This is a genomic window from Kiloniella antarctica (assembly GCF_042682825.1).
GTDB lineage: Bacteria > Pseudomonadota > Alphaproteobacteria > Kiloniellales > Kiloniellaceae > Kiloniella > Kiloniella antarctica.
Genome location: NZ_JBHUII010000004.1, coordinates 1,280,835 through 1,292,818 on the forward strand (window position 1 = coordinate 1,280,835; position 11,984 = coordinate 1,292,818).

At 43.3% G+C, this 11,984-nt stretch carries 14 protein-coding genes; 8 read left to right on the forward strand and 6 right to left on the reverse strand.

Annotated elements, in window-relative coordinates; all coding sequences use genetic code 11:
* Nucleotides 1-272: 272 nt before the first annotated feature.
* Entirely contained in the window at nt 273-1,004 is a 732-nt protein-coding gene (gene phnF, locus ACFSKO_RS12965) for a phosphonate metabolism transcriptional regulator PhnF (RefSeq protein WP_380252205.1), read from the reverse strand.
* Nucleotides 1,005-1,130: 126 nt separating this feature from the next.
* On the opposite strand from phnF, the gene phnG reads away from it, so the two are divergent.
* From phnG to phnN, 8 genes are read left to right on the forward strand one after another with little or no spacing between them, the layout of a single operon-like run.
* Nucleotides 1,131-1,628, forward strand: coding sequence for a phosphonate C-P lyase system protein PhnG (phnG, locus tag ACFSKO_RS12970; protein ID WP_380252207.1), 498 nt, complete (start codon nt 1,131-1,133; stop codon nt 1,626-1,628).
* Nucleotides 1,625-2,218 (forward strand): phosphonate C-P lyase system protein PhnH, encoded by a 594-nt coding sequence (gene phnH, locus ACFSKO_RS12975; protein ID WP_380252209.1) that lies wholly within the window; start codon nt 1,625-1,627, stop codon nt 2,216-2,218. The genes phnG and phnH overlap by 4 nt, the downstream gene beginning before the upstream one ends.
* Nucleotide 2,219: 1 nt before the next feature.
* The gene (locus ACFSKO_RS12980) at nt 2,220-3,332 is read left to right on the forward strand and encodes a carbon-phosphorus lyase complex subunit (RefSeq protein WP_380252211.1); all 1,113 of its coding nucleotides are present in this window, start codon (nt 2,220-2,222) and stop codon (nt 3,330-3,332) included.
* A gap of 4 nt (nt 3,333-3,336) precedes the next feature.
* On the forward strand, nt 3,337-4,257 hold the full coding sequence (locus ACFSKO_RS12985) for an alpha-D-ribose 1-methylphosphonate 5-phosphate C-P-lyase PhnJ (protein WP_380252213.1): 921 nt from the start codon (nt 3,337-3,339) through the stop codon (nt 4,255-4,257).
* A complete protein-coding gene (gene phnK, locus ACFSKO_RS12990) occupies nt 4,254-5,039 on the forward strand; it encodes a phosphonate C-P lyase system protein PhnK (RefSeq protein ID WP_380252215.1) in 786 nt (261 codons plus the stop codon). Before ACFSKO_RS12985 ends, phnK begins: the two co-directional genes overlap by 4 nt.
* A 10-nt stretch (nt 5,040-5,049) precedes the next feature.
* Nucleotides 5,050-5,745: a phosphonate C-P lyase system protein PhnL gene (gene phnL / locus ACFSKO_RS12995; RefSeq protein ID WP_380252217.1), complete on the forward strand. Its 696-nt coding sequence runs from the start codon at nt 5,050-5,052 to the stop codon at nt 5,743-5,745.
* 3 nt (nt 5,746-5,748) lie between these two features.
* Nucleotides 5,749-6,891: an alpha-D-ribose 1-methylphosphonate 5-triphosphate diphosphatase gene (locus ACFSKO_RS13000; RefSeq protein WP_380252219.1), complete on the forward strand. Its 1,143-nt coding sequence runs from the start codon at nt 5,749-5,751 to the stop codon at nt 6,889-6,891.
* A 1-nt stretch (nt 6,892) separates the two neighbouring features.
* Entirely contained in the window at nt 6,893-7,486 is a 594-nt protein-coding gene (gene phnN, locus ACFSKO_RS13005) for a phosphonate metabolism protein/1,5-bisphosphokinase (PRPP-forming) PhnN (protein ID WP_380252221.1), read from the forward strand.
* A gap of 10 nt (nt 7,487-7,496) precedes the next feature.
* On the opposite strand, the gene ACFSKO_RS13010 is transcribed toward phnN, so the two are convergent.
* The 5 genes from ACFSKO_RS13010 to phnC form a co-directional block, all read right to left on the reverse strand.
* Nucleotides 7,497-8,201 carry a DUF1045 domain-containing protein gene (locus tag ACFSKO_RS13010; RefSeq protein WP_380252223.1) on the reverse strand — a complete coding sequence of 235 codons (705 nt, stop codon included), beginning with the start codon at nt 8,199-8,201 and terminating at the stop codon, nt 7,497-7,499.
* Nucleotides 8,202-8,221: 20 nt separating this feature from the next.
* Nucleotides 8,222-8,881 carry an LbetaH domain-containing protein gene (locus tag ACFSKO_RS13015; RefSeq protein WP_380252225.1) on the reverse strand — a complete coding sequence of 220 codons (660 nt, stop codon included), beginning with the start codon at nt 8,879-8,881 and terminating at the stop codon, nt 8,222-8,224.
* Nucleotides 8,881-9,687: a phosphonate ABC transporter, permease protein PhnE gene (phnE, locus tag ACFSKO_RS13020; RefSeq protein ID WP_380252227.1), complete on the reverse strand. Its 807-nt coding sequence runs from the start codon at nt 9,685-9,687 to the stop codon at nt 8,881-8,883. The genes ACFSKO_RS13015 and phnE overlap by 1 nt, the downstream gene beginning before the upstream one ends.
* An 81-nt stretch (nt 9,688-9,768) precedes the next feature.
* Entirely contained in the window at nt 9,769-10,785 is a 1,017-nt protein-coding gene (phnD, locus tag ACFSKO_RS13025) for a phosphonate ABC transporter substrate-binding protein (protein ID WP_380252229.1), read from the reverse strand.
* A gap of 65 nt (nt 10,786-10,850) precedes the next feature.
* Complete coding sequence (gene phnC / locus ACFSKO_RS13030) at nt 10,851-11,678, reverse strand: phosphonate ABC transporter ATP-binding protein (protein WP_380252231.1); 828 nt, start codon at nt 11,676-11,678, stop codon at nt 10,851-10,853.
* Nucleotides 11,679-11,984 lie beyond the last annotated feature (306 nt).

An 11,984-nucleotide genomic window follows, 5' to 3' on the forward strand; every position in this document is an offset into this window, starting at 1 on the left:
ATATCACTATTACAAATACAGAGTGCCCTGAAACACTCACAATTGTTATCCAATAATTTATTCAATAATTCATTGGGAAGATAAAGAGCTTAGGTATCCGCTTCATTTCCAAGACTATTATTATTTGTATCAATTGTACCAAATCCCAAAAACCTCTCGGCCGACCTTTAGCAGATAAAAAGAGCCCGCTCTTTCCCCCCGCCCTATTTTATTCTCTTCAGTTTTCCGCAACCGCCGAGATATTTTTTTTGATGGACAAATTGTTTCAAAACTTAAAAGTTAATGTTTTTGTTTTCTACAAAAAGTTGAACGCGTTCACTTGCGAAATGGGTTATCCCGAATTGGATCGCCAATCCATTTGTATCGATATCTACGCTTTCCGTTATTAAAACAGGTTTGTTTTTTGATTGTCGTAAAAATTCAGAAGTTCGGCGATCCGGCATATGGGCCGTTATTCTTGTATTCTTCCGCGTATAATCTTCTAAACCATATTGTTTGAGAGCTTCTGTAAGAGATTTTGTCTTCGTAAAAATTTTCTCTATTCCTTTAAACCGGACCGCAGGTAAATAGCTAACTGAATAAGCGAGGGCAATTCCATCAGCTTCACTCACTGATTCAAGTCGTATCACCTTCGTCTTTCCGCTTAGCATAAGCCTCTTCAAAACCTGCTTATTTGCAAACTCTATTTTACTTTCGACAAGATGTTTATCAGGCAGGCGATGCCTTCCAGATACAATCTGAGAAAATCGTGTCCTATTGCCTAACGGATAATCCAGAACAGTCTCTTGGACAAAGGTTCCACGCCCCTGCTCTACTCTCAAAACATTATCTTCAGTAAGAGCCGCAATTGCACTTCGAACGGTATGTCGATTTACCTGGAAGCGTTTGGCGATCTCATTCTCCGTAGGAAGTTTTTCCCCCGGCTTATATGTTCCTCCAGTTATGTCTTGAAGTAAGAACCGCCCAATTTGTTTCCAAATAGCCTCACCCTTTTCCCACTCCATAGCGCTGTCTCCTAAAGTTCATAAAACTTTCATCTGTCGTCAATGGTCTTTGACGAACAAGGCATCTATAACCAATATATGTATAGACGTCTAGACAAATATTGAATTTGTCGATAGGAGAAAAATGTGACCCAAAGCCCAAACCAACGAGCCCAAAGCGATAGCGTTCAACACCGTCAGCATTGGATTTCGGTTTTAGCTCGTAGCTCAACTCAAGAATTAGAATCAAGCTGGAGTTCCTTTACAAAAAAAAGACCAAAATTAAATGAACTGGCTTATCGGTTTTTAAGAAAACCAGAAACCGGGTTGGTCATGGTGCGCGCAAGGGCTGGCGGCGATGGTCAAAAATTCAATCTTGGCGAAATGTCCATGAGCCGTTGCACGGTCTGTATGGAAAACGGGATGGTTGGATATTCATACGTCAAAGGACGCGATCATAAACATGCCGAACTCGCCGCTGTTTTTGATGCCTTGCTACAAGATGAAACGTGGTCTGAACAAGTGCTCGAGAGTGTTATTTCTCCTATAGCCTTACAACAAAAAACACGCCGAAAAGATCGAAAATCCAAAATAGCGGCTTCAAAAGTTGATTTTTTCACCATGGTCCGAGGAGAAGACGAATGATGAAACAAACAACTTTATCTGGATTACAGCATCCCGTTTTTGATTCTACAGCAATTTTTAAAGCCGTATTGGAGGCCATGTCTCGGCCAGGAGAAATATCAAACCTACCAGTGAGCTGCCCAAATCCGGGAAAATTAAACCCTACGATTACAGCGATATTATTAACCCTGGCAGATATGGATACACCTGTATGGCTGTCTCCTGAAATGGACACCCCCGAAGCACGCACCTATTTACAGTTTTATACTGGGTGTCCCATCGTAGAAGATCCAAAAGACTGTCTGTTTGCTATTGTTGATGGTCGAATTGATCCCCCATCTCTTTCGAAGCTACCTTTGGGATCGACAGAAAACCCCGATCGCTCAGCAACAATTTTAATGTCTGTATCTCATTTAGATACTGGCACTGAATTAACGCTACGAGGTCCCGGCATAAAAAATACGAACTCATTCAAACCTACTCCCGTAAATAAGGAGTTTTGGAACTGGTCTCAGACAAACAGAACCTATTTCCCTCGCGGAATTGATGTCATTTTTGCGGCCCCATCAACCATGGCAGCTCTGCCACGCACAACAGAACTGGAGCTCTAAAATGTATGTCGCAGTAAAAGGTGGTGAAAAAGCCATTGAAAATGCTCACAAGCTCCTTGCAGAGAAGAGACGTGGTTCCAGCTCAATTCCCGAACTAACTATCGACCAAATTCGTGAGCAACTTAGTCTATCAGTTGGTCGTGTTATGGCCGAAGGCTCTCTTTACGACGCAGATCTTGCCGCTTTAGCAATTAAACAAGCAAGAGGTGATGTCATCGAAGCCATCTTCTTAATCAGAGCTTACAGGACAACTCTACCTCGGTTTGCTTATAGCAACCCTATACAAACCGACAAAATGCATATCGAGCGTAGAATTTCTGCCACGTATAAGGATCTACCCGGAGGACAAATCCTTGGCCCAACATTCGATTACACCCATCGTTTGTTGGATTTTGATTTGATGGAAACAGAAAAAACACCTGACGAACTAGAAAGAGCTACTCACCCCATTTCAGATGATATGCCAAGGGTACTTGGCAACCTCTTAAACAAGGAAGGTCTCATACAACAAGAAACTATTCATGAAGATGACGACGATGCTCCTGTTGGTGACTTAACACGAGAACCTTTGGATTTTCCAGCCAACCGGGATCTACGTTTACAAAACCTGGCGCGCGGAGACGAAGGTTTTATTCTTTCTCTTGGGTATTCCACCCAACGAGGATATGCCCGCAATCACGCCTTTGTTGGTGAAATCAGATTAGGCGAGGTTGCTGTCGAAATTGAGCCTCCAGAATTGGGTTTCTCAATTGATATTGGTGACATTGAAATTACAGAGTGCGAAACAGTAAACCAGTTTCAAGGTTCAAAAACAGAACCGCCCCAATTCACCCGAGGGTATGGATTAGTTTTCGGGCAAAACGAACGTAAGGCCATTTCCATGGCACTCGTTGATCGTGCCTTACGCGCCGAGGAGCTCGGCGAAGAGATCGTTGCACCTGCGCAAGATGAAGAGTTTGTCATGTCCCACAGTGACAATATTCAGGCAACGGGCTTTGTAGAGCACATCAAACTGCCGCACTACGTCGATTTCCAAGCGGAACTCGGCCTTGTTCGCCGCATGCGACAAGAAAGTAAAGCATCACAAGAACAAACGTCTCAGGCCGCGGAATAAGAACATGTCCAAAAGCAATACACTCAAGTCGTCGTATAACTTTGCCTACCTTGATGAACAGACAAAACGAATGATCAGAAGATCTCTTCTGAAGGCCGTTGCTATTCCCGGTTATCAAGTACCTTTCGCTGGGCGAGAAATGCCGATGCCTTATGGATGGGGTACCGGTGGCGTCCAGGTTACGGCTACTATTTTAGGACCCAACGACACATTAAAGGTTATTGACCAAGGAAGCGACGATACGACAAACGCCGTCAGTATCAGACAGTTCTTTGAGAAAACGGCCAATATCAACACCACTGAAAAAACCAAAGAAGCCACAATTATTCAAACCCGGCACAGGATACCGGAAGAGCCTCTACAAGAAGGTCAAATCCTTGTTTATCAGGTTCCCATTCCTGAACCGCTCAGATTTTTAGAACCAAGAGAGACAGAAACACGCAAAATGCATGCACTGGAAGAGTACGGCCTCATGCATGTAAAATTATACGAAGATATTTCACGACATGGCCATATCGCAACGACCTATGCCTATCCTGTGAAAGTAAACGGTCGGTATGTTATGGACCCTTCTCCTACGCCAAAGTTTGATAATCCTAAAATGGATAACTGTTCAGCTCTTCAGTTGTTTGGAGCCGGTCGGGAAAAACGTATTTACGCGATCCCGCCTTATACAAAAGTTGAGAGTCTTGATTTTGAAGATCACCCCTTTGAAATTCAGGCGTGGGATGAAAACTGTACTCTTTGTGGTTCAGAAACCAGCTTCCTTGACGAAGTCATCCTTGATGACAAAGGCAACCGAATGTTTGTCTGTTCCGACAGTGATTACTGCCAAGATCGTCAAGACAACGGTCACTATGGCGCCAATAACAACATTAATCATTTCCCTGCGATGACAAACCGTAAATCGGAGGCGTTAAAATGAACACCATTTTGCAGCCCTTATTAAAAGTAGAAAATCTATCCATGATGTATGGCGACAGGGTCGGTTGCCAGAATATCTCTTTTGATCTCAGACCTGGTGAAGTTCTTGGTATTGTTGGAGAATCAGGTTCAGGAAAATCTACTCTCCTCAATTGCATGTCAGCACAACTCAAGCCGACAAAAGGGGCGATTTCCTATAACACCCGGCACGATGGAAATCGTGACCTTTTCACTGAAATGACGGAACCAGAGCGCCGCTTTCTTATGCGTACAGATTGGGCTTTTGTTCATCAAAATCCACGTGATGGTTTGAGAATGGGTGTAAGTGCAGGCGCAAACATAGGCGAAAGACTCATGGCTGTTGGCTGGCGTCACTATGGCAATATTCGTAATACATCCCAAGACTGGCTATCCAAGGTCGAAATTTCAGAAGAAAGACTAGATGACCTGCCCTCAACCTTTTCTGGTGGCATGCAACAAAGGCTTCAAATTGCACGAAATCTTGTTACCGAACCACGTCTCGTTTTTATGGACGAACCCACAGGCGGGCTAGATGTATCTGTACAGGCAAAGCTCTTGGATCTTTTAAGAGGCCTCGTTCAAAACCTTGGGTTATCCGTTGTTATCGTTACTCATGATTTAGCCGTTGCCCGTTTACTATCGCATCGGCTGATGGTCATGCAAAATGGCCGCGTCATTGAAAATGGGTTAACGGATCAGGTTCTTGATGATCCCCAGCACCCTTATACCCAACTTCTCGTTTCCTCTATTTTGCAATGTTAAGGTCATGAATATGTCAGAAATGATTCACGTGGATAATGTAAGTAAACACTTCACGCTACACAATCAGGGCAGCATGACCATTCCTGTGTTCTCAAAGATCAACTTTTCTTTGTCCACAGGGGAATGTGTTGCTCTTACCGGCGAATCAGGGTCGGGAAAGAGTACTTTTATGAGAATGATTTACGCCAATTATATTTGCAACGAAGGCGAAATCACTATTCGCCATCAAGGCCAGGATATGAATATTGTCGGTGCTGATCCTCATGAAATACTAGAGATCAGAAAAAGAACACTTGGTTATGTCAGCCAATTTTTAAGAGTTATACCCCGTGTTGGTACTCTCGATATTGTCTCAGAGCCCTCTATTGCACTTGGGAACTCCAAAAAAGATGCCATTGAGGCTGCAAAAGCCCTTTTAACAAAATTGCGCATACCGGAAAGACTCTGGAACTTATCGCCTTTAACTTTTTCTGGCGGAGAGCAGCAACGGGTGAATATTGCCCGCGGTTTTATCGCCGAATATCCCATAATGCTTCTCGACGAACCCACTGCTTCGCTCGATGCCAAAAATCGTCAAACCGTTCTTGATTTAATCGAAACCGCCAAAGATCGCGGTTCTGCTATTCTAGGTATTTTCCATGACCAAGAAGCCAGAGACGCAGTTTGCACAAGATCCTTTGATGTAACCCAATTTCAGAGTACGTAAATCATGTCTGAACAAGTTTTCACAAATGCAAAAATCGTTTTAGCTGACGAGGTCATCAATGGCACCTTGTGTGTCCGGGACGGCAAAATCCAGGATATATCGGATCGAAACAGCTCACTTTCCAGCGCTCATGACCTTAATAAGGATCTACTGTTACCAGGTCTCGTAGAGTTACATACAGATAACCTTGAAAAACATATGACTCCCCGCCCTAAAACGGAATGGCCATCTGTCGCAGCGGTTATTAGTCATGACAATCAAGTTGCAAGTGCAGGCATCACAACTGTATTTGACGCAATTGCTGTGGGCGATGTCAATGAAGGTAGTTCAAGAGTTAAAAGGCTCGAGGAGATGGTCGGCAGTCTTGTACACGCAGGAAAAGAAAACCTTCTTCGTGCAGATCACCTGATACACTTACGGTGTGAAGTCAGTTATTCAGATATGGCTCCAGCCCTCGACAAGTTAGCAAATAACACACTCGTTCGTATGCTTTCCGTCATGGATCACACTCCCGGACAACGCCAGTTTGTTTCTCTGGAAGCCTATTACATATATTACCAAGGTAAATACGGTTTAAGTGATCGCGAAATGAAGCGCTTCATATCTGACCGTCAAGATGATCAAAAAAAATACAGCAGCAGCAACAGAAAACATGTTGTAGGCACTGCACATGATAAAGGGTTTGCCCTTGCCAGCCATGATGATGCCACGTCATCTCATGTCGCGGAAGCTGTATCCGACGGTGTAACAGTCGCCGAATTCCCGACAACTTTAGAAGCCGCAAAAAGTTCTCACAATTCAGGACTTGCTGTCATGATGGGTGGTCCTAATCTAGTCCGGGGAAAATCCCACTCAGGGAACATATCAGCAGGTGCCTTAGCCAAAGATGGATTTTTGGACATTATATCAAGCGATTACGTGCCCCATAGCTTACTCCATGCCGCAATGCTTTTGTATAACAATTTTGAGAATTATGACTTACCTCGATCAGTCAGGACTGTTACAAAAACACCGGCTGAAAGAGTTGGCCTCACTGATAGAGGCGAAATTGCTCTTGGTAAACGAGCCGACTTAATCCACGTACACCATTCTTCCCATCACCCAATAATCAAGAGCGTGTGGCGTGAAGGGCATAGAGTGTCTTAAAATGGATGAACAAGGTTGGTTATATCTTATCGTAGGCCCGAGCGGTGCCGGGAAAGATACCCTTTTAGACATTGCGCGTGCTTATTTCTCTCACTCCACAAATGTTGCTTTTCCAAGACGCTATATAACACGTCCAGAAAATTCCGGTGGCGAAGACCATATCGCCATTTCAGCAGACGAATTCCTAAACAAAGAAAAAGCAGGCCTTTTTACATTTTCATGGAAAGCACACAATTTATGTTACGGTGTTCCACTTGCTATCAACGATGCTCTTGCAAGTGGAAAGAGTGTTGTGGTCAATGTTTCAAGAAGCGTTTTAAATGAAGCCAGGCTTGAATATAAAAAAATCAGGATAATCTCGATTGTTGTCGACAAAGAGGCCCTTAGAAAGCGTCTCCAAGCCCGAGGCCGTGAAAGCACCTTAGACATCAACATTCGTCTCGAACGGGCAACAGCATTTAAGGTCACAGGCAAAAACGTCATTGAGATTGATAATTCGATTGCAATAGAAGACTCATCGTCAAATTTTATAAACGCGATTGAAAATCCATACTTACATACATTAAGCTATGAGCATTCATATTCTCGTAATTAGTCTATATAACTTATACGCTTAGCTTATAGCGCTCAATTTCTTGAAATTTTCGCCCCTCACCAGGATCACCAAATAGGGCAATTTCCTTGAAAGGAAAATTTTGCTGTAGCAGATTTTTAAAATAAAAAGTAAGTGATTTTTTGGCACGAAAGTGTAATTCCTTATCCATCCGCCCCGTTAAGGTTAGATGAAACCGAAACTCATCCATAACATAAGGATATCCCCATTTAACCAAAAGATCATCTTGGTGAGGAGTTAATCCCGCATCACGGCGACGTTGCATTTCGCCCTGTGTCTCTGGTTTTCGAAACCGATCAATCTCTTCAACACAAGCTGAAGCTAATTTCGTAATATTTTGCGCTGTGTCAACAGGGCATAAAGCCAAGAACTGACCAATTTCAGTCAATTGCAGAGCGCCGCACTCAAATGCTTTATGTGCACGTGCCAAGTCAAACAAAGCTGCATCAAGATCATCCAATGAAAAGTCAGAATTCAAATAAAAGGGAGGTTTTAATGTTCCATGAAATTTATATCGCGCAGGGCCATATGTTATTCTTTTAATTTCATCATTAGATAAATCTAAGGTATCCGAGCATTGAATTCGTGGAGCAACTTGTTGTGAATTCCATTCGAACCAGCTCTCCCCAAATGCTTCTAGATCACTTCCCCTTGGCGGTGCGTAATATATCGCAAATCGTTTAAAATGCGTCATCATATCAATTTTAAGTAAGTAATTTAAATCTGGGGATCGTATTTTAAACAAAATTCTAACGCATCAAACTTCCTGAAATCATCGAGGCGATCAGTAAGAAGCTGATGATCCCAATCCCACCAGGCAATGCGCGTAAGTGCCTTTTGAATGTGAGCTTCAAACCTCTGCCTTATTGTCTTCGCAGGGACACCAGCAACGATTGAATAAGGAGCAACATCTTTTGTAACGACTGCCCCCGAACCGATGACAGCGCCGTTACCAACAGTCACAGCACCTTTGACAATTGCGCCCTGGCCAATCCATACATCGTGACCAATATTTACCGGAGAAGCTTTCCGCCATTCAAAGAACTCTTGATCGTCTTCCCCCATTTCATAAGCAGCACTTCGATATTGAAAATGGTGCATGCTTGCTCTGTCCATCGGGTGTTGCCCAGGGTTAAGGCGAACATTGGCAGCAATATTTACAAACTTTCCGATATCACTATAAATAATATCACAGTCATGTATTGCATATGAGTAATCGCCTATTGAGCTTTCAATAACCTTTGAGCCCTCCCCAATCTCGACCCACTTACCAAGAGTACTTCCAACAACAAGCGCTGTTGATGCTATCGTTGGCTTTTCACTCAGTTTCTTGGTGGGCAACTTCTTTATGGGGAGAGCAGACGATTTGGTATCCATCAAGTTACCAACTTTCGTAACCTTTGTGAGAGGATATCAAGCAAACTTACAGAGAGAATAATCAAAATAATAACCGCGGCAGTCTCTGCATAATAAAACCCGCGAATATTCTCCCAAAGCACCATACCAATACCACCAGCCCCAACAATACCAAGTACTGTTGCCGAACGGACGTTTGATTCAAATCGATAAAGAGAGAACGAAATCCATAGAGGAAGCACTTGAGGGATAACACCAAAGATCACTTCTTGTAAGCCTGTCGCCCCCGTAGATCTAATTCCTTCAACCGGGCTTGGATCGATTGCCTCAACAGCCTCGGAAAAGAGCTTCGCCAGAACACCTGTGGTATGTATCCATAAAGCGAGAACCCCAGCAAAAGGACCAAGACCGACAGCAACCACAAACAGCATTGCAAAGACCATCTCATTGATGGCTCGAGCTGAATCCATCACGCGGCGTACAGGCTGATAAATCCACCAAGGAACGATATTTTCAGACGAGAGTATTCCAAATGGAATAGAACATACGATGCTAAGCGCCGTTCCCCATATTGCAATTTGAATAGTAATCCAGATCTCTTCTACGTACATCTTCCACTGAGACATATCAGGCGGGAAAAAACCTGATGCAAATTGGCTCATATTGGCAGCATTGTCGATCAGTTCCATAGGGCGCATGTCTGCGCCTTTCCATGATAATGTTAGAAGTGCAAACATAGCACCCCACATTACCAAACTTCCAACCGAACGTTTAATGTCACGCTTTGGAATATCAATTGTGTGATTGTATCTTTGAATGCTCGACATGGATCATTTTCTAAAACAAAAGGGGATACAAAAAATATACGGCACCTCGTTGACAGAAGTGCCGTATATCACGATCAGTAATTACTGCGCAGCAACCAGGATTTTTAGATCTGAAAGTTTTTGATTAATTTCTGAAAGCTTGGTTTCTTTATCGTCTTCTGCCAAACCGTCGTTACCTTCGATTTTCAACTTGTTTTTAAAGAGAGCCAACTGACGAACAGGGTAAAGCTGCGTATTATTGCTTTCCATAAACAGGCCTTGACCATCAGAGATCCCACCAAGAACTGCTTTGGCATGAGCTACATCACCAAGACGACCATATCCAAGAAAGAAGGCCTTGATACGTGATTTAAGTTCTTTAGACATATCCTTGCGATAAACCATTGGATCGGACGGGATCAGCGGAGATGTCCAGATTACTTTGATTTTTGACGCAGCATCCGGGGCCTTTTTCAAAGAGCGACCAATTTGTTCAGAATTATTAGCTGCAACGTGAACTTGCTTATTAGCGGTCGCCATCAAGTTTGTTTCGTGGTTTGCGTTACGAACCGTCTTGAAACATTTTTTTGGATCAATACCGTTTTGAGCAAAGACATAATACGACGGAACGAGGAACCCAGAAGTCGAATTAGGATCACCGATACCAAAATTCATAGACTTGTCGCACTTAAAAATATCTTCAAGCTTGTTGATTTCTTTGTTATCAACGTGGGTAATAATATGAGAATAATACCCTTGGCTGCCATCAGCTTTTGATGTTTGAACAAAAACTTCACCACCAGAACGATCAACGGCTTCCATACCTGATTTATTACCAAACCATGCGAGATGAACTTTACCAAAACGCATTGCCTCAATAACGCCCGCATAATCAGGAGCAAAGAACGGCTTCACTTCCATACCAAGAGCAGTTTCCATATCTTTCATCAATGGAATCCACTGTTCTTTCAAATTAGATGTTGATTCCGTTGAAATAATACCAAAGTTTATCACTGTTGGATCTTTTTCGAGAGGCTTGTAGTTAGGTTCTGCCTGAGCAACACCACCAACAAGAGCCGTAACTGCAACAGCAGCAGACGCGATAAGTTTGCGAACCATTTTACCTGTTCTCCTAGATTAATAAGTATGAATGATAGCTAGTAGTAAAACCGCAGTTCGTGACCCTATGCCACGGCCTGTTCGGGAAGTGATGTAACCACAAGATCATCCTGTGTTTCAGAGTCCAGCAACTCTAAACTTGCATCACCATAAAGTTGTTCGAGGAATTGCGGGGTCAAGCGCTCAGACGGTCCATCGTAAACAATCTCTCCTTCACGCATGGCAATTGTTCTTGGGCAGTATTTAAGGGCATAATCGACCTGATGGAGTGTAACCAATACAGTTACACCATCTTCTTTATTGATGTCTTGCAAAGTATCCATAACTTTACGTGCCGAGGCAGGATCAAGTGAAGAAATAGGCTCATCTGCAAGAATGACCTTGGCCCCCTGAGTAATCGCTCTTGCAATTGCAGCGCGTTGTTGCTGGCCACCTGAAAGTGTTGACGATCGTTGGCCATGCAAATGGTCGATCCCGACACGTCCCAAGGCCTGCATTGCAAGTCCTTTTTCCTCTTGTGTGAAATAACCAAGAGTGCCACGCCATGTTGGAATTTGCCCCAGCAACCCAATGAGAACATTGGTCAAAACTGACAATCGATTTACAAGATTGAATTGCTGAAAAACAACACCAATTTCCGATCTGGCCTTTCTCACACCAGTCGATAGCTTGCCGTTTATTTGAATTGACTGACTTAAGACTTCAATCTCTCCACCAGAAACGTCGCTCTTCATCAATCCAGAGATATGTCGGATCAAAGTCGACTTCCCCGATCCGGACGCCCCAATAAGAGCAACCATCTCTCCTTCATCAATCTCAAAGTCAATCGAATTCAGGGCCTTACTGCCTTTTTGGAAAGTCTTTGACAGACTACTTACCTTGATCGCAACCATCGGCTCAACACCATATACTTATGAATAATTCTTGAGCTAGATAATGATTTTTTTTCAAGACTCATTCGTGATGGTTGTTTTAAGATTCTATGAATATCCTACGAATTGGCTGAACAATAAGATAAGTTGTCTAGATGAATTGATACGCTTTTATCAGATACAAAGAGCAAGAGATCCAGTTTTTCTATACGCAAAAAAAACCCACCGCATATGCGATGAGGGCTTTTTAAGATCTCGTTGGTTGCGGGGGTAGGATTTGAACCTACGACCTTCAGGTTATGAGCCTGACGAGCTACCGGGCTGCTC

Excerpts from the sequence above, each read along its gene's own strand:
- phnH (WP_380252209.1), top strand. The coding sequence starts at position 1,625 with ATGATGAAACAAACAACTTTATCTGGATTACAGCATCCCGTTTTTGAT.
- phnD (WP_380252229.1), bottom strand. The coding sequence starts at position 10,785 with ATGGTTCGCAAACTTATCGCGTCTGCTGCTGTTGCAGTTACGGCTCTT.
- ACFSKO_RS13010 (WP_380252223.1), bottom strand. The coding sequence starts at position 8,201 with ATGATGACGCATTTTAAACGATTTGCGATATATTACGCACCGCCAAGG.
- phnC (WP_380252231.1), bottom strand. The coding sequence starts at position 11,678 with ATGGTTGCGATCAAGGTAAGTAGTCTGTCAAAGACTTTCCAAAAAGGC.
- ACFSKO_RS13000 (WP_380252219.1), top strand. The coding sequence starts at position 5,749 with ATGTCTGAACAAGTTTTCACAAATGCAAAAATCGTTTTAGCTGACGAG.
- phnE (WP_380252227.1), bottom strand. The coding sequence starts at position 9,687 with ATGTCGAGCATTCAAAGATACAATCACACAATTGATATTCCAAAGCGT.
- phnF (WP_380252205.1), bottom strand. The coding sequence starts at position 1,004 with ATGGAGTGGGAAAAGGGTGAGGCTATTTGGAAACAAATTGGGCGGTTC.
- phnK (WP_380252215.1), top strand. The coding sequence starts at position 4,254 with ATGAACACCATTTTGCAGCCCTTATTAAAAGTAGAAAATCTATCCATG.
- ACFSKO_RS13015 (WP_380252225.1), bottom strand. The coding sequence starts at position 8,881 with ATGGATACCAAATCGTCTGCTCTCCCCATAAAGAAGTTGCCCACCAAG.
- ACFSKO_RS12985 (WP_380252213.1), top strand. The coding sequence starts at position 3,337 with ATGTCCAAAAGCAATACACTCAAGTCGTCGTATAACTTTGCCTACCTT.
- ACFSKO_RS12980 (WP_380252211.1), top strand. The coding sequence starts at position 2,220 with ATGTATGTCGCAGTAAAAGGTGGTGAAAAAGCCATTGAAAATGCTCAC.
- phnN (WP_380252221.1), top strand. The coding sequence starts at position 6,893 with ATGGATGAACAAGGTTGGTTATATCTTATCGTAGGCCCGAGCGGTGCC.
- phnL (WP_380252217.1), top strand. The coding sequence starts at position 5,050 with ATGTCAGAAATGATTCACGTGGATAATGTAAGTAAACACTTCACGCTA.